This window comes from Vreelandella songnenensis (genome assembly GCF_003002925.1).
Lineage (GTDB): Bacteria > Pseudomonadota > Gammaproteobacteria > Pseudomonadales > Halomonadaceae > Vreelandella > Vreelandella songnenensis.
The window spans coordinates 257,386-274,430 of record NZ_PVTK01000004.1 but is presented as its reverse complement, the minus strand read 5'-3'; the positions used below and the strand labels follow the sequence as shown (position 1 = coordinate 274,430).

The following is a 17,045-nucleotide window of genomic DNA, read 5'->3' as shown; positions in this document are numbered from 1 at the left end:
CAAGTACAATTGCGCTTATTCGGTTCCCAAGTCACGTTTCCCGGCTACGTTTTTGCGTACGATGCGGGCACATTTTCCAAGGGCAAGTGTTTATGACCCCTACACCTTTGCAAAACGATCGTTTCCTTCGCGCCCTGGCACGCCAGCCCGTCGACCGCACACCGGTATGGATGATGCGCCAGGCCGGCCGTTACCTGCCCGAGTACCGTGCCAGCCGCGCCGATGCAGGCAGTTTCATGGACCTGTGCCGCAACCACGACCTGGCCTGTGAAGTGACCCTGCAGCCGCTGGAGCGCTATTCGCTGGACGCCGCCATCCTGTTTTCGGACATCCTGACGATTCCGGACGCCATGGGCCTCGGGCTCTATTTCGAAACCGGCGAAGGCCCCAAGTTTCGCAAGACCGTGCGCACCCCTGAAGAAGTGGCCGCGCTCAGCGTGCCGGACGCCGAGCGCGACCTGGATTACGTGATGCGCGCAGTCTCCACCATTCGCCGCGAACTGAATGGCCGTATGCCGTTGATCGGCTTCTCGGGCAGCCCCTGGACGTTGGCGACCTACATGGTGGAGGGCGGCTCCAGCAAGGATTTCCGCCACCTGAAAACCATGCTCTACGACACGCCGGATACCATGCATCAGTTGCTGGATACCCTGGCTCAGTCAGTGACCGACTACCTCAACGCCCAGATTCGCGCAGGCGCCCAGGCAGTGCAGATTTTCGATACCTGGGGCGGGGCACTTTCAACACCTGCGTATCTGGAATTTTCGTTGCGCTATATGGAGCAGATCGTCTCCGGGCTGATCCGCGAGCAAGACGGACGCCGCGTACCGGTGATCCTGTTCACCAAGAACGGCGGCCAGTGGCTTGAACATATCGCCTGCGCCGGCGCCGATGCACTCGGCATCGACTGGTCGACCGAGCTCTCCAGCGCCCGCGCCCGCGTGGGGCACAAGGTGGCGCTGCAGGGCAACCTGGACCCCAACGTACTGTTTGCCCGCCCGTCCGCGATTCGCGCCGAAGTGGCCCGCGTGCTGGAAAGCTACGGCCACGGCCCGGGTCACGTGTTCAACCTGGGCCACGGCATCAGCCAGTTCACCAACCCGGATAATGTCACCGCCTTCATGGAAGCGCTGCACGAGCTAAGTCCGCAGTACCACCAGGGCATTGTGACCCATTCACACACCCCATTCTCAGGAGCCAATTGATGAGCGAATTACGCGACGACCAGTGGTTTACCGAAGTCTTTGATAGCCACGGCAGCGCCTTCTCGCTGAAGATCTCTGAAAAGCTGCTGGACGTGCAGAGCGAATACCAGCACCTGGAAGTGTACGCCACCGAAACCTACGGCAACCTGATGGTGCTGGATGGCTGCGTGATGCTGACCGACCGCGATAACTTCCTGTATCACGAAATGATTGCCCACCCGGCGCTGTTTACTCACCCCGCGCCCAAGCGCGTGGTGATCATCGGCGGCGGCGACTGTGGCACGCTGAAAGAAGTGCTGCGCCACCCCGGCGTCGAGAAAGTCACCCAGATCGATATCGATGAGGAAGTGACCAAGGCCTCCGAGCGCTTCTTCCCTGCGCTGGTGGAAGCCAACGACGACCCGCGCGCCGAGCTTTTGTTCGCCGATGGCGTGAAGTGGGTGGATGACGCGGCGGATGAAAGCATCGACGTACTGATCATCGACTCTACCGACCCGGTAGGCCCCGCCGAAGGCCTGTTCAAGACCGACTTCCTGAAGCGCTGCCATCGCATTCTGAAAGCCGATGGCGTGATGGTTCAGCAGAGCGAGTCGCCGCTTTATCACAGCGGTTCGATCATTCGCGAGCTACGCCACGACATGCGCGAAGCCGGGTTCGACAGCGTCGCTACCCTGCCCTTCCCTCAGCCGGTCTATCCTTCCGGCTGGTGGAGCGTGACGCTTGCCGGTAAAGGCACCAACGTGGAAAGCTTCCGCGAAGAGGCTGCCGCTAACCACGAAATGCCGCTACAGTACTACACAGCGGATGCCCACCGGGGCGCCCTGGCACTGCCGCCGTTCATGCGTAAGGCGTTCGGCTGACGTCTGACTGAATAGCGCGCCAGCAAGCGATGAAGGCCGGGCACTGCTCGGCCTTTTTTGTGTCACCACGTCAAGGAACCAACAATGAAAACCCTTAAATGGATAAGCGTTGGCGCGTGCGCCCTGGCCCCGGCGGTTGCTCTGGGCACTACGCTTGAAACGGTACAGTCCCGCGATAGCGTGCGCTGCGGCGTGAATGCCGCACAGCCGGGCTTCTCCTCACTGGACGATAACGATACGTATCGTGGCCTGGACACCGACGTTTGCCGGGCAATTGCCGCCGCCGCCCTGGGCGATGCCGGCAAGGTCGATTTCGTGCCGCTGGATTCCGTCGAACGCTTTACCGCCCTGCAGTCCGGCGAAGTGGACGTGCTCTCGCGTACCACGACCTGGACCGTGAGCCGCGACACCACCCAGGGCATGCATTTTACCGGGGTGAGCTATTACGATGGCCAGACCTTCATGGTGGCAAGCGACTTAGGAGTCCAAAGCGCCGAGGAACTGGATGGCGCCGCGGTCTGCACCCAATCGGGCACTACCAGCGAGCTCAATCTTTCCGACTACTTCCGCATCAATGGCATGAGCTATGACGCGGTGGTGTTTGATTCACCCGAGCAGTCGATCGCCGGTTTCGAAGCCGGGCGCTGCGACGTTCTAAGCTCCGACGCCTCCCAGCTTTACGCCCAGCGCATGCAGCTGGCGGACCCCAACATGGCAGTGATTCTGCCCGAAATCATCTCCAAGGAGCCGCTGGGCCCCGCCGTGCGCCAAGGCGACGATCAGTGGTTCAACATCGTGAAGTGGTCGCTGTTTGCCATGCTCAATGCCGAAGAGCTGGGCGTTTCGAGCAGCAATATCGATGAGCATGCCGATTCCGACAATCCGGATATTGCCCGCCTGCTGGGCCAGGACGGCAACTTCGGTGAGGGCATGGGCCTGAACGCCGACTGGGCCTATCAGATCGTCAAGCAGGTGGGAAACTACGCCGAAATGTTTGACCGCAACGTCGGCGCGGACTCCAACGTCAAGATCGCCCGTGGCCTGAACGCATTATGGAAAGATGGCGGCATTCAGTACGCCCCGCCCATTCGTTAAACGCTTTTTCGACCCTTGCATTTTGGCTTTACTGACGGTTATCGCACCAGAAAAGAGCATGCGATAACCGTTTTCCCGTTTTTGCACCTAAACTTTCGTAGGCATACGGTCGTTTTGCGTTGAAAAGCGCTGAATATGGCGTTGTACCCATGTTGGCACCTTCCTTGCTAGCTTTATGTGTCATGCCTTTGCATGCATAACAATATTAATCGAGGAAGGGAATTACCATGTTGAACAAGAAACACTGGGTACTACTGGCCTCTGCAGGTGCCATTACGCTGACCGGCGCCGCCAATGCCGCCACGCTTGAAGACACCGTTGAACGCGGCGCCGTGCAGTGTGGCGTCAGCGACGGCCTGCCGGGCTTCTCGGCACCGGATGGTGACGGCAACTGGCAAGGCCTGGATGTCGACGTCTGCCGTGCGGTCGCCGCGGCCGTACTGGGCGATGCCGATGCCGTCAACTACATCTCCCTCAACGCCGTTGAGCGCTTCACCGCCCTGCAATCCGGCGAGGTGGACGTGCTTTCGCGTAACACCACCTGGACCACCACTCGTGACACCACGCTGGGCCTGAACTTCGCCGGCGTCAACTTCTACGACGGCATCGGCTTCATGGTCAGCCGTGACCTGGGCATCAGCGGTGCTGACGAGCTGGACGGTGCGGCGATCTGTATCCAGACCGGCACGACCACCGAACTCAACGTGGCCGATTACTTCCGCGCCAACGACATGGAATTCGACCCCATCGTGTTTGATACGTCCGAGCAGACCGTGGGCGGCTTCCAGGCTGGCCGCTGCGACGTGCTGACCTCGGATACCTCACAGCTGGCGGCCCTGCGCATCCAGCTGGATGACCCAAACGGTGCGGTCATTCTTCCCGATATCATCTCCAAGGAGCCGCTGGGCCCGGTAGTACGTCAAGGCGACGACACCTGGTTCAACATCGTCAAGTGGTCGCTGTTTGCCATGCTCAATGCTGAAGAGTACGGCGTGACCAGCGAAAACGTCGACGAAATGACCAGCTCCGAAAACCCCGACATCGCCCGCCTGCTTGGCCAGGACGGCAACTATGGCGAAGGCATGGGTCTTGAAGCCGACTGGGCCTACAACATCATCAGCCAGGTGGGTAACTACGCCGAAAGCTTTGATCGTAACGTCGGCATGGGTTCACCGCTTGAGATCGAGCGCGGTGCCAACGCCCTGTGGAACCAGGGTGGCTTCCAGTACGCCCCGCCGATTCGCTAAGCGTCTCGCTTGACCCGGCCCGTCGCGCTATCAAAAGCGCGGCGGGCCATCTGTTCGACTTTCCGTGTAGCGGAGACGCCACCCATGTCCGTAAGACCCAACGCTCGCCCCGCTGGCCACAAGCCACCGTTCTGGCGAGACCGCGCTAAACGCGCGCTTGTTTTTCAGCTGCTGCTGACCGCCGCTGTTGCCGTATTCCTGTTCTATATCGTGGGTAACGTTCAGGACAACCTATCTGCTCGGGGTATTACGACAGGTTTCGGCTTTTTGAATAACACTGCAGGCTTCGGCATTGTGCAAAGCCTGATCGACTACTCTTCTCAGGACACCTACGGCCGCACCTTTCTGGTGGGCTTGCTCAATACCTTATTGGTAGGTGGGCTGGGCGTTATTGCAGCTACGCTGATCGGCTTTATTGTCGGTATTGCTCGCCTGTCGCCCAACTGGCTGCTGGCGCGCCTGGCCACGGCCTATATCGAAACCTTCCGCAACATCCCGCTGCTGCTGCAGATCTTCTTCTGGTACTTCGCCGTGCTGCGCACGCTGCCAAGTGCCCGGGACAGCATGGCCTTTGGCGAGGTGATCTTTCTCAACGTGCGCGGCCTGTATCTGCCCGAGCCGCTGTTCGAATCCGGCTTCGGGCTGATTCCTGCGGCCTTTATCGTGGCGATCGTTGCAAGCATCGCGCTGTGTGTCTGGAACAAGCGCCGCCAGGAGGCTACCGGCAAGCGCATTCCCGCCGGCTGGATATCGCTTGCGCTGATTATGGGTTTGCCGCTGTTGATCACGGTCGCGACCGGCGTGCCGATTACCTGGGATGTGCCGGAACTGCGTGGCTTCAACTTCCGCGGCGGTTTTACCGTGATTCCGGAGTTTCTGGCCCTGTGGATGGCGCTTTCGATCTATACCGCCGCGTTCATTGCCGAAATCGTGCGCTCGGGCATTCAGGCCATTTCCCACGGCCAGACCGAAGCCGCCCAGGCACTCAGCCTGCCGCGCAATCTGGTGCTGCGTCTGGTGGTGATTCCCCAGGCGCTGCGGGTGATCATTCCGCCGCTCACCAGCCAGTACCTGAACCTGATCAAGAACTCCTCGCTTGCCACGGCCATCGGTTATCCCGATCTGGTCTCGGTGTTTGCAGGCACCACGCTTAATCAGACGGGTCAGGCCATCGAGGTCATCGCCATGACCATGGCGGTGTATCTGACCATCAGCCTGCTGGTTTCCATGTTCATGAACTGGTTCAACGCCCGCGTGGCGCTGGTCGAGCGCTAGGCGCCGGTGAGGATAGCTTTATGATTCACAATCAAACGATGATCGACCAGCGCCCGGCCCCCAGCAATACCTTGGGCCCGGTGGCCTGGCTGCGTGCCAACCTGTTCAGCGGCCCGCTCAATACGCTGTTTACCCTGGCCGGGCTATACGTTCTGTATCTGCTGCTGGTGCCAACCATCCAGTGGGCCTTCATCAACGCCGACTGGATAGGCACCACGCGGGACGACTGCTCGCGGGAAGGCGCCTGCTGGGTGTTCGTCAATGCGCGCTTTACCCAGTTCATCTACGGGCTCTATCCGCGCTCGGAGATCTGGCGGGCCAATATCGTGTTTGGCGGTTTTTTCACCCTGATCGCCTGGCTTGCCATTCCGCGCCTGCCGTTCAAGCGCTGGGTGGCGGTGTTTGCCCTGATAGGCTTTCCGATTGCCGCCTACGTGCTGCTTCACGGCGGCTACTTTGACCTGCCCCGCGTGCCCACCCACCGCTGGGGCGGCTTGATGCTGACCCTGCTGCTGGCATCTGTAGGCATGATCGGTGCGCTGCCCATCGGCATCGTACTGGCTCTGGGGCGGCGCTCCAACATGCCTATCGTGAAGAGCTTCTGCGTCATCTTCATCGAGTTCTGGCGCGGCGTACCGCTGATCACCGTACTGTTCATGGCCTCGGTGATGCTGCCGCTGTTTCTGCCCTCGGGCATCAGTGTGGACCGCCTGGTACGGGCGCTGATCGGCCTGACGCTGTTCCAGAGTGCCTACATGGCGGAGGTGATTCGTGGCGGGCTCCAGGCGATTCCCAAGGGCCAGGAAGAGGCGGCTGCCGCGCTCGGCATGACCTACTGGAAGCGCATGGGCCTGATCGTTCTCCCCCAGGCGCTGAAGATGATGATTCCGGGCATCGTCAATACGTTTATCTCGCTGTTCAAGGACACCACGCTGGTCATGATCATCGGGCTGTTTGACCTGTTGGGAATCGTGCAGGCGGCACTTTCCGACTCCAACTGGCTGGGCTTTTCGCTGGAAGGCTACGTGTTTGCCGCCTTTGTGTTCTGGATCTTCTGTTTCAGCATGTCGCGCTACAGCCAGTACCTGGAGCGCAAGCTGAACACCGGCCACAAGCGCTGACGCCGCTTTTTCCTACAAGAATTCGAAGGATGCAACCATGACACAAGCAGCCACCAACCTCTCTGGCACCGGCATGTCTAAAAGTAAATCTGACCTGATGGTCGAAATGCGCGGCGTCAACAAGTGGTACGGCGATTTTCACGTACTGCGCGATATCGATTTCGAAGTGAAACGCGGCGAGCGGATCGTTATCTGCGGCCCTTCGGGCTCGGGTAAATCGACGTTGATTCGCTGCATCAATCACCTCGAAGAGCACCAGCAGGGCGATATCGTGGTCGGCGGCGTGCCGCTGACCCAGGACGTGAAGCGCATCGAGCAGATTCGAAGAAGCGTCGGCATGGTGTTCCAGCATTTCAACCTGTTCCCCCACCTGACGGTGCTGGAGAACTGCTGCATCGCACCCATGTGGGTACAGAAGAAGCCGCGCCGGGAAGCCGAAGAGCAGGCCATGCGCTATCTCGAGCGCGTGCGCATTGCCGAGCAGGCGAAAAAGTATCCCGGCCAGCTATCCGGCGGCCAGCAGCAGCGCGTGGCGATTGCGCGCTCGCTGTGCATGCATCCGGACGTGATGCTGTTTGACGAGCCCACCTCCGCCCTTGACCCGGAAATGATCAAGGAAGTGCTGGACGTCATGGTCGAACTTGCCGAAGAGGGCATGACCATGCTGTGCGTCACCCACGAGATGGGCTTTGCCAAGACCGTCGCCGACCGGGTGATCTTCATGGATCAGGGGCAGATCATCGAAGAAAACGCGCCGGAACCGTTCTTCAATAACCCGCAGTCCGAGCGCACCCAGCTGTTCCTGAGCCAGATTCTGGGGCACTGATCTTCAAACGCTCAAGGCATGCCTACCTGAGTAATACTGGCGGGTAACAGGGCAGGCTGCTCACGATGCTGGGTGAGCGGCCTGCCTTTCAGTGCGGTCAGCAAGATCTGCAGCGGGTCGCCGTGGCTCACGATCAGAATGGTTTCGCCTTCCGCCTTACGCTCCCACTCTTCAAGCACCGCCATCATGCGTGCAGCCACTGCACCCACTGCCTCTACCTTATGAGTGCCGTGCTCGGCGCTTTCGGCGTCCAGTGCCCACACATCCGGATAGCGCGCATCCGAACCGCCCTCCAGCTCACCGAAAAAACGCTCGCGCAGACGTTTGTCCGGGGTCATCGCAAGCTCGAAGGCATTGGCGACCCGGGCGGCGGTCTGCGTGGTGCGCAGAAAATCGGAGTGCACCACCCGGGTAGGCACAGGCCAGGGCCACGTATCCACGATGCTTGCCAGCTGCTGCTCGCCGGTTTCGGAAAGCCCGAAGGCATCAATGCCCCGCTCGGGGCTGCTGACGATCAACGCCTGCTGGTTTGCCTGGCTATGACCGTGGCGCATCAACAGATAGCGATTGCGCCAATGGTCTGAGGTGGCAAGGAAAGTGTTTGACATAACTTTGTCACAAACCCTAGATTGAAAGTGTCGATTTTCGAAAATAACTATTACAACGGCTAAATGTGCACTTTCGAAACGCCAGACGCCCTTTATCCGGGCCAAAGGCATGGAAAGGAACACCATTAGCATAGCGACCCATCGCAAGACCACAAAAATAACTCAACAATGAGGCATCTCATGACTCGCACGCTCTTCCCCAAGCGCCCGCTTGCTCTGCTCACCGCGGCCGCACTATTGCCCCTTGCCCTGCTCTCCACTCACGCCTACGCCGACTGCGAACGCGGCGACCTGGATAGCATCTACTGTGACGAAGATGGCGACATGGTCGCGGACCGCCCAGCCGATGAAGCCCAGTGGGCCAACCCCGATACGCTGATTTTTGCCTACACCCCGGTAGAGGACCCGGCGATCTACTCTGATATCTGGCAACCCTTCATCGACCATCTCTCCGAAGTGACCGGGCGTAACGTGCGCTTCTTCGCCGTGCAGTCCAACGCCGCCCAGGTGGAAGCCATGCGCAGCGGCCGCCTGCATATCGCGGGTTTCTCGACCGGCCCCACGCCCTTTGCGGTGAACCTGGCCGGCGCCGTGCCGTTTGCCCTGATGGGCTCGGACGACGGTCAGTTCGGCTATACCCTGCAGCTTTTCACCCATGCGGATTCCGATATTCAGGAACTTGCCGACCTCAAGGGCAAGCGCGTGGCCCACACCTCGCCCACTTCCAACTCGGGCAATCTGGCGCCCCGCGCCCTGCTGCCGGAACTTGGCATCACGCCGGATGAAGATTACGAAGTGGTCTACTCCGGCAGCCATGACCAATCCATGCTGGGCGTGGTGGCGCGCGACTACGACGCTGCCCCGGTGGCATCGGAAGTGGTCGACCGGATGGCGGCGCGCGGGCTTTACGATACCGATGACGTCCGCCTGATCTACGAATCCGACCGCTTCCCCACCACCTCCTACAACTACGCCTACAACCTGCATCCGGACCTGGTCGAGAAGATCGAAGAAGCGTTCTTCAGCTTCGATTTCAGAGGCACCGAGCTTGGCGAGGAGTTCGAGGGCGTGGAGAAGTTTATCCCCATCAATTACAAGGATAACTGGCAGGTGATTCGCACCATTCAGGCTGCCAACGGCGTGCGCTATACGCCCGAAAACCTGGAAGAGTAAAACCTGCCGCGCCCGTAGGGCGCGGTTATTGGCTGCCGATGGAAGCGAAGACATGCTGGAAATCAAGAATCTGGTCAAACGTTATGGCCGCGACAAGGCCGTGCTGGAAGGGCTCGACCTGAAGGTAGAGGGCAACAGCGTGGTATCGATTGTCGGCGCCTCCGGTGCTGGCAAGAGCACCATGCTGCGGTGTATCAATCGCCTGGTGGAGCCGACCTCCGGCTCCATTACCCTGAACGGCACCGAGCTTGTGCATCTCAAGGGGGCGGACCTGCGCCGTGCGCGGCGCAAGATCGGCATGGTGTTTCAAGGCTTCAACCTGCTGGACCGCCTGACGGTAATGGAGAACGTGCTGGCCGGGCGGCTGGGCTACGTGAACCTCTATCAGGCGATTACCCGGCGCTACCCCCAGGCGGACATCGAGCGCGCCTTTCACCTGATGGAGCGCGTGGGTATCGCCCACTACGCCAACAAACGCGCCGACGAGCTCTCCGGCGGCGAACGCCAGCGCGTCGGCGTGGTGCGCGCACTGATGCAGGAGCCTGAAGTGCTGCTGGCCGACGAGCCCACCGCGTCGCTTGATCCGCGCACCTCCGAACAGATCATGATGCTGCTGCAGAGCCTTGCCAGCGAGCTTTCACTGCCGGTGCTGATCAACATCCACAACGTCGCCCAGGCCAAGACCTACACCGAACGGATCGTGGGCCTGCGCCACGGCAAGATGATCTTCGACGGCGCGCCCGCCGATTTCAATAAAGACGCGCTGGATGCCATTTACGGCGGCATCGAAGCGCCGGACGATGCGATAAGCGACGCCCCTTCAGAGGAGCGCGCCCATGACCCCGCCTGAGACGTCATTCAGCGCGCCGCGCACCTGGAAAAAGCCGCCGTTCATTGCCAATCCCCTGCTGCGCTACGGGTTGATCATTCTGGCGGTGGTTTACCTGGTATGGGCCTTTGGCTCGCTGCCGTTCAACTGGGCGCGCATTTCCGAGGGGCTGCCCCGGGCGGCGCGTATCTTCAGCGGCGGTTTTCCGCCCAACCTCGAGCGCTACGAGCTGCTCCTGACCGGCTTCAAGGAGAGCTTTCAGATCGCTCTTCTCGCCACCCTGCTGGGCGTCTTTCTGTCGATCCCCTTTGCCGTGATGGCCGCGCGTAACGTGGCGCCCATGCCGATCTATCTGGTCGGCCGTGCGGTGATCATCATCTCGCGCAGCTTCCACCCGGTAATCGTGGCAATTCTGTTCGTCGCCGCGGTCGGGTTCGGGCCGCTGGCAGGCATCTTGACGCTCACCCTCTACTCCATCGGCTTTGTGGGCAAGCTTCTGGCCGAGGAGATCGAGGAGATCGACTGGGGCCAGGTGGAGGCCATGCGCGCCGCCGGGGCCGGGTACCTGGCTACGCTCTTCTATGCCGTCTTCCCGCAGATCCTGCCGCGTCAGGTAGGGCTTTCCATGTATCAGCTGGACAGCAACCTGCGGGCGTCTGCGGTGGTAGGCATCGTGGGTGCCGGTGGTATCGGCGGCACCTTGATGAATGCCTTCGGGCGCTACGACTACGACTTCGCCTTTGCGATTCTGCTGGTGATCATCGCGGTGATTCTGCTCAGCGAAGGCGTGAGCGGCTGGGTGAGGAAAAAGATATGGTAGATCACGCACAGAAACTCGCCGACCATGTCTGGCAACGTTTTGATCGCAGAGAGCGCCTTGTCCGCTTTGCCGTGCTGCTGGTCACCCTGATGGTGGTGGTCTGGGCGGTTCGCGATATCGATATCTTCTGGCCCTGGGTGTGGGATGCGCCCAACCAGATTTCCGGACTGGGCGCGCGCATGTGGCCCCCCAGCGCCGCCGGGCTTGGCAATATCGTGAATGCCCTGATCGAAACGGTGCACATCGCCACGCTTGCCACCTTCCTGACCATCTTTCTGGCCCTGCCGGTGGCCTATATCGCCGCGCAGAACACCACGCCCAACCGGGCCTGCCTGTGGCTTGGCCGGTTCATTCTGGTGTCCAGCCGCTCGGTAAACACCATCATCTGGGCGCTGCTGTTCGTGGCCATCTTCGGCCCCGGCGTGCTGGCAGGGATTCTGGCCATCGTGTTCCGCTCGATCGGCTTTATCGGCAAGCTGATGGGCGAGGCGATCGAGGAGATTGACCGCCACCCGGTGGAAGCCATGGAAGCGACCGGCGCCTCCAAAGCCAAGGTGATCGTCTATGCCATCGTGCCCCAGGTGATGCCGGCGTTTTTCGCCATCGTGATTCTGCGCTGGGATATCAACATTCGCGAATCCACTGTCCTTGGGCTGGTGGGCGCGGGCGGTATCGGCGTCATTCTGCAGGGCGCCATTGATACCTTTGCCTGGCCGACAGTGGCGACCATTCTGATGGCGATCATCGTACTGGTACTGATGGGTGAGGCGATGACCAGCGTGCTGAGACGCAAGGTGCTTTGATCAAAAAGTGCCTTGCTCAAAATGCGTTGATACAGCCCTGACCCGGCAAGCGGTTGACCGAATGCCAAACGCTTGCCATGGTTAAGGTATCCCTAACGACACGGAGGACGTTTGATGATGACAACCTATATCGTGGTAGCCGACGCCGCTCGCGCCCGTATCTTCACGCGCGACTCGCTTCATCTGAAAGAGAAGCAGAGCCTGGTACACGCCGAAGGCCGCATGCACGAAGGCGACCTGATTACCGATAGCCCTGGCGCCGACGTGCACGAATCGACGTCATCGACTTCGCGCTCCTCCGCCGAAGGCGGAACCGCCCTGAAGCACGAGAACGAGATGTTCGCCAAGGAAGTCACCCAGTGCCTGTATGACGCCCGGGTGAGCAACAGCATGGAGAAGCTGATCATGGTCGCGCCGCCCAAGTTTCTGGGTCTGCTGCGTGAAAAACTCGATGGCCCCACACAAAAGCTTGTCATCCACACGCTCTCGAAAGACCTTAGTAAAGCGTCACTTGAAGACATTCAGGAGGCCGTCAGCGATCTACGCTAAGCGTCTCAACGCTTTTTAATCGAATACAACTAAAGCATGGGTCGCTCTCGCCGATAAACTAATTACCCCTGTTGTATGTATGTGGCAACACATGCATTAGTTTATCCTTCTAGAGAGCGACCATGTTCCTCCCCCTATCCGTATGCTCCTGTGTCCTACCATCCATAAAAATGACCGCCGTTCACTCGAACAGTGGTGTGGATAGCGCTGCAAGCGTTCAGAATTCCTGCCGAAAGTCAGGTTTACTGGTCAAGCCCCCGTTTGGCCGTACTGCCTCGGCCCCAGCAAAACGCCTCTCGATTGCTTCACTTGCCTATTGCGCAAGCGGGGCATCCTGGTCATGAATTTCAAGTCCGTTCGTACGTTAATCGCGACCCTCGTCGGCAGTTGTATCGTGCTGGTGGTGGCCGCACTGGTGATCTATTCACTCATCGCCAACGCCCGTTCGCAGGCTCTGGTGGAAAGCCAGACCGAAGCGCTGCTTGAACGCAATACCGAATCTCGCTTGGAAGCTATCGCCTCCGAGCAGGCCGAGCGTATCAAAGGCCAGATGGAGCATGCCCTGACGCTGAGCGAGAACCTGGCCCAGACCAATGCACTGCTGGGACAGCAGGATGCAACGGGGCGGCCTTCACTCAATCTGAGCCGTCGCGAACTTTCCCAGATAGTGCGCCAGACGGCGGTTGCCAATCCTGAACTGCTGGGCACCTATATAGGCTGGGAGCCTGATGCCTTCGGGCGCGACGATGTCTTTGCCGGACGCGAAGGGATGGGCTACGGTGCCGACGGCCGTTTTCGCCCCTTGTGGTATCGCGACGACAGCGACAATGTGGTCGTACTTCCGCTGGATGAAAACATGGAGAGCGCAACTCTCCAGCCCAGCGGCGTGCGCCAGGGTGAGTACTATCTATGCCCGCGCGATACGCAAGCGACCTGCATTGTAGACCCCGCCCCCTACGACTACGACGGCCAGACAGTGATGGTCACCTCGTTCAGCGTACCGATACTCGTAGACGGCGAATTCCGCGGCGTGGCCGGGGTCGACCTTTCGGTCAACTTTATCCAGTCCATGCTCAACGATGCCAGCCAGTCACTTTATGACGGCGCCGGCGAGTTGGCCCTGATTGCCTCTGGCGGCACGTTAACCGCGCATACAGACCTTGAAGAGGCGCTTGGCAGACCCGCAGGCGAGGTGCTGGATGCCTCGCTGCAGTCACGCATTGCCGAGGCTCAGCTAGGCGGAGCCGTTCGTCATCATGACACTGAACAGGGCATGATCGAACTTTACTGGCCGTTTACCATTGGCGATCTTGAAAAGCCGTGGATTCTGATGCTGCGCCTGCCCGAACAGGCAGTATTTGCCGGGCTGAACAATCTTCAGGAACAGATGCAGGATCAGCGCACCACCTCCACCCTGGGCATGCTCGTCATGGGTCTGGTCATTGCGGGCCTTGGCCTGCTGGCCAGCTGGCTGCTGGGCACCAGCATCTCCCGCCCGCTGCGCAATCTGGCCGAGCGTATGCGCGATATCGCCTCCGGCGACGGGGACCTGACTCAGCGCCTGCCGGTGCGCGGGCGCAACGAAAGCGCTGAGCTCGCCATCCAGTTCAATGCCTTTGCCGTCAAGATTCATGACGTGCTGGTCGATGTGCGCGCCAGCAGCGAATCCGTGCACCATGCCGCCAATGAAATCACTCAGGGTGGTCAGGATCTTTCCCGGCGTACCGAGCAGGCCGCTGCCAGTCTGCAACAAACGTCCTCGGCCATGGAGCAGATCAGCAGTACCGTGGGCCATACCACCAGCGCCTCCCAGGAGGCCAGCGGGCTTTCCCAGACCGCCTCGCAACTGGCCGCACGCACCAACACCGCGTTCGAGCAGGTGGTGGTTACCATGGATGATATCCGCGCTACCTCGTCGGAAATCCAGACCATTGTCACCGTGATTGACGGGATCGCCTTCCAGACCAACCTGCTGGCCCTGAACGCCTCTGTCGAAGCGGCGCGAGCTGGCGAGCACGGCCGTGGGTTTGCCGTTGTGGCTGAGGAAGTGCGCATGCTCGCCTCGCGCAGCAGCGAAGCAGCGGCGGATATCCGCCAGCGTATCAACGCCTCGGCGGGTAAAGTGGAAAGCGGCACGCAGCTGGTTCACGACGCCGAGACCGCGATGCATGAGCTTTCCGAGAGCGTGACACGGGTCACCCAGATGCTTGGCGACATCAGCACCGCCGCCAGCGAACAGAGCGACGGCATCAGCCAGGTCAGCATTGCAGTTACCGACCTTGATCAGATGACTCAGCAGAATGCCGCGCTGGTAGAAGAGTCCACTACGGCCGCCGAGCAGCTCAAGGATCAGGCAGAGCGCCTTGCGTCGCTCGTCGGCGGCTTCACTCTATCAAGTAGTTCAGCTCCCCCAGGCGGGCGGCTCTTGCAGCCCGCGTCCCTGCCGCGTTAAGCGGTATCCAGATCGAGAGCAATAATAAGATGAACTTCAAATCCGTCCGAACGTTGATCGCCACCCTGGTGGGTGGCTGTATTCTGCTGGTGGTGGCAGCGTTGGTGATCTACTCGGTGATCGCCAACGCCCGCTCCCAATCGCTGGTCAAAAGCGAGACCCAGGCGCTGCTCGAGCGCAATATCGAGGCACGCCTTACCGCGATTGCCTCGGGCCAGGCCGAAGAGATAAAGGGTCAGCTTGAACACGCGCTGACGCTTGCGACCAACTTGGCGCATACCAACGCCATGCTGGACCAGCAGGATGAAAATGGACGGCCCTTGATGTCGCTTAGCCGCCGCGAAGTCTCGATGCTGGTACGACAAACGGTTGTCAATAACCCGGACCTGCTGGATGCCTTCATTGGCTGGGAGCCGGACGCCTTCAACAGCGATGCCAACTTTATCGGTCGAGAAGACCAGGGCTACGGCCCCGATGGCCGCTTCATGCCCTGGTGGTACCGTACCAACAGTGGCAGCATCGAAGTACTCGCACTGGGCAGTGATATAGAGAACCAGGAGCGCGATGCCGACGGCATACGCCGTGGTGAGTACTACCTGTGCACCAAGGAAACTCTGCGCAGCTGTATTGTCGACCCGCACCTGTACGACTACAACGGCGAAACCTTGCTGGTGACCTCGTTTAACGCGCCTATTATCGTAAACGGCGAGTTTCGCGGCAGCGCCGGCGTCGACCTCTCCGTCGAGTTCATTCAGGGCTTGCTCGAAGAAGCTAACGAAACGCTCTACGACGGTGTGGGCGAAATGGCGCTGGTCGCCGCTCATGGCGCTCTGGCTGCCTATACCGGCGCGCCGGAACGGATGGGTAAACGCGTTGAAAACGTGCTCGACCCTGACATTCAGGCCAGCATCACCCAGGCCCAGCAGGGTGAGAGTGTGCGCAAGCTGGATACCGAGCAGGGCATGACCGAACTGTACTGGCCCTTCTCTATCGATGAAAGCGGCAACCCATGGGTGCTGATGATCCGGCTACCTGAAAGTGCCGTCATGGCGGGGCTTTACGGTTTGCAGGATCAGCTCGGCGAGCAGAGTAAAGCCTCCATGTGGGGCATGATGCTGATGGGGCTTTTGATTGCCAGCCTCGGCCTGCTGGCCAGCTGGCTATTGGGCACCAGTATTTCCCGACCGCTTCGAAACCTGGCTGACCGTATGCGTGATATCGCGTCCGGTGAAGGCGACCTTACCCAGCGCCTGCCGGTGCGTGGGCGCAACGAAAGCGCTGAACTTGCCATCCAGTTCAACGCCTTTGCCGTGAAAATCCACGATGTGCTGGTCGATGTGCGTTCCAGCAGCGAATCGGTCCACCATGCCGCCAGCGAAATTACTCAAGGGGGCCAGGACCTTTCACGGCGCACCGACCAGGCGGCCGCCAGCCTGCAGCAGACCTCGACCGCCATGGAAGAGATCAGCAGCACCGTGGGTCACACCACCAGCGCTTCGCAGGAGGCCAGCGGGCTTGCGCAAACCGCCTCGCAACTTGCTGCGCGCACCAACGGCGCGTTTGAGCAGGTGGTCATCACCATGGACGATATCCGCACCAACTCTACCGAGATTCAAAGCATCGTCAGCGTCATCGACAGCATCGCCTTTCAGACCAACCTGCTGGCCCTGAACGCCTCGGTGGAAGCCGCACGGGCAGGCGAGCACGGCCGCGGGTTTGCCGTGGTGGCAGATGAAGTGCGCAAGCTGGCCGGGCGCAGCAGCGATGCAGCGGCGGATATTCGCCAGCGCATCAACGCCTCGGCGGGCAAGGTGGAAAGCGGCACTCAGCTGGTACACGACGCCGAAACCGCCATGCATGAGCTATCGGAAAGCGTTACTCGGGTCACGCAGATGCTGGGCGATATCAGTACCGCCGCCCGCGAGCAGAACGACGGCATCAGCCAGGTCAGCATCGCGGTCAGCGACCTTGACCAGATGACCCAGCAAAACGCCGCCCTGGTCGAAGAGTCGACCACCGCCGCCGAACAGCTCAAGGAGCAGGCCGAGCGGCTGGCCGAGCTGGTGGGCGGGTTTACGCTTGAAGGCGACACTACGTCCTCTCGGTATCAGCTGCCCTCCAAAGCACCTGAGAGCTATTAGGCGGTACTCCAGCAGACTCGAACCATTTTCTTGACTTCTTT

General features: G+C 60.3%; 15 protein-coding genes. 14 read left to right on the top strand and 1 reads right to left on the bottom strand.

Annotation, left to right across the window (positions count from 1 at the left end):
* Positions 1–92: 92 nt before the first annotated feature.
* The 7 genes from hemE (at position 93) to B0H98_RS09240 (ending at position 7,629) form a co-directional block, all read left to right on the top strand.
* Positions 93–1,205, top strand: coding sequence for a uroporphyrinogen decarboxylase (gene hemE, locus B0H98_RS09270; protein WP_106374784.1), 1,113 nt, complete (start codon positions 93–95; stop codon positions 1,203–1,205).
* The gene (gene speE / locus B0H98_RS09265) at positions 1,205–2,065 is read left to right on the top strand and encodes a polyamine aminopropyltransferase (RefSeq protein WP_106374783.1); all 861 of its coding nucleotides are present in this window, start codon (positions 1,205–1,207) and stop codon (positions 2,063–2,065) included. Before hemE ends, speE begins: the two co-directional genes overlap by 1 nt.
* Positions 2,066–2,149: 84 nt before the next feature.
* Positions 2,150–3,160: an amino acid ABC transporter substrate-binding protein gene (locus B0H98_RS09260; protein ID WP_106374782.1), complete on the top strand. Its 1,011-nt coding sequence runs from the start codon at positions 2,150–2,152 to the stop codon at positions 3,158–3,160.
* Between the two features lie 227 nt (positions 3,161–3,387).
* Positions 3,388–4,407, top strand: a complete 1,020-nt coding sequence (locus B0H98_RS09255; protein WP_106374781.1) for an amino acid ABC transporter substrate-binding protein — start codon at positions 3,388–3,390, stop codon at positions 4,405–4,407.
* Positions 4,408–4,491: 84 nt separating this feature from the next.
* Positions 4,492–5,682, top strand: coding sequence for an amino acid ABC transporter permease (locus B0H98_RS09250; protein WP_106374780.1), 1,191 nt, complete (start codon positions 4,492–4,494; stop codon positions 5,680–5,682).
* Positions 5,683–5,702: 20 nt separating this feature from the next.
* Positions 5,703–6,803: an amino acid ABC transporter permease gene (locus B0H98_RS09245; RefSeq protein ID WP_106374779.1), complete on the top strand. Its 1,101-nt coding sequence runs from the start codon at positions 5,703–5,705 to the stop codon at positions 6,801–6,803.
* Positions 6,804–6,900: 97 nt separating this feature from the next.
* The gene (locus tag B0H98_RS09240) at positions 6,901–7,629 is read left to right on the top strand and encodes an amino acid ABC transporter ATP-binding protein (RefSeq protein WP_087111260.1); all 729 of its coding nucleotides are present in this window, start codon (positions 6,901–6,903) and stop codon (positions 7,627–7,629) included.
* An 11-nt stretch (positions 7,630–7,640) separates the two neighbouring features.
* On the opposite strand, the gene B0H98_RS09235 is transcribed toward B0H98_RS09240, so the two are convergent.
* Entirely contained in the window at positions 7,641–8,237 is a 597-nt protein-coding gene (locus B0H98_RS09235) for a histidine phosphatase family protein (protein WP_106374778.1), read from the bottom strand.
* Positions 8,238–8,417: 180 nt separating this feature from the next.
* Between B0H98_RS09235 and phnD the strand changes: the two genes are divergently transcribed.
* From phnD to B0H98_RS09200, 7 genes are all read left to right on the top strand, one after another.
* Positions 8,418–9,410 carry a phosphate/phosphite/phosphonate ABC transporter substrate-binding protein gene (phnD, locus tag B0H98_RS09230; RefSeq protein WP_106374777.1) on the top strand — a complete coding sequence of 331 codons (993 nt, stop codon included), beginning with the start codon at positions 8,418–8,420 and terminating at the stop codon, positions 9,408–9,410.
* Positions 9,411–9,462: 52 nt separating this feature from the next.
* Positions 9,463–10,260, top strand: coding sequence for a phosphonate ABC transporter ATP-binding protein (gene phnC / locus B0H98_RS09225; RefSeq protein WP_106374776.1), 798 nt, complete (start codon positions 9,463–9,465; stop codon positions 10,258–10,260).
* Complete coding sequence (phnE, locus tag B0H98_RS09220; RefSeq protein ID WP_106374775.1) at positions 10,247–11,059, top strand: phosphonate ABC transporter, permease protein PhnE; 813 nt, start codon at positions 10,247–10,249, stop codon at positions 11,057–11,059. Before phnC ends, phnE (B0H98_RS09220) begins: the two co-directional genes overlap by 14 nt.
* Entirely contained in the window at positions 11,053–11,862 is an 810-nt protein-coding gene (phnE, locus tag B0H98_RS09215) for a phosphonate ABC transporter, permease protein PhnE (protein ID WP_106374774.1), read from the top strand. Before phnE (B0H98_RS09220) ends, phnE (B0H98_RS09215) begins: the two co-directional genes overlap by 7 nt.
* Positions 11,863–11,979: 117 nt before the next feature.
* On the top strand, positions 11,980–12,411 hold the full coding sequence (locus B0H98_RS09210; RefSeq protein WP_106374818.1) for a host attachment protein: 432 nt from the start codon (positions 11,980–11,982) through the stop codon (positions 12,409–12,411).
* 340 nt (positions 12,412–12,751) lie between these two features.
* Positions 12,752–14,863 carry a methyl-accepting chemotaxis protein gene (locus tag B0H98_RS09205; RefSeq protein ID WP_106374773.1) on the top strand — a complete coding sequence of 704 codons (2,112 nt, stop codon included), beginning with the start codon at positions 12,752–12,754 and terminating at the stop codon, positions 14,861–14,863.
* A 29-nt stretch (positions 14,864–14,892) separates the two neighbouring features.
* Positions 14,893–17,004 carry a methyl-accepting chemotaxis protein gene (locus B0H98_RS09200; RefSeq protein WP_106374772.1) on the top strand — a complete coding sequence of 704 codons (2,112 nt, stop codon included), beginning with the start codon at positions 14,893–14,895 and terminating at the stop codon, positions 17,002–17,004.
* Positions 17,005–17,045: the final 41 nt, after the last annotated feature.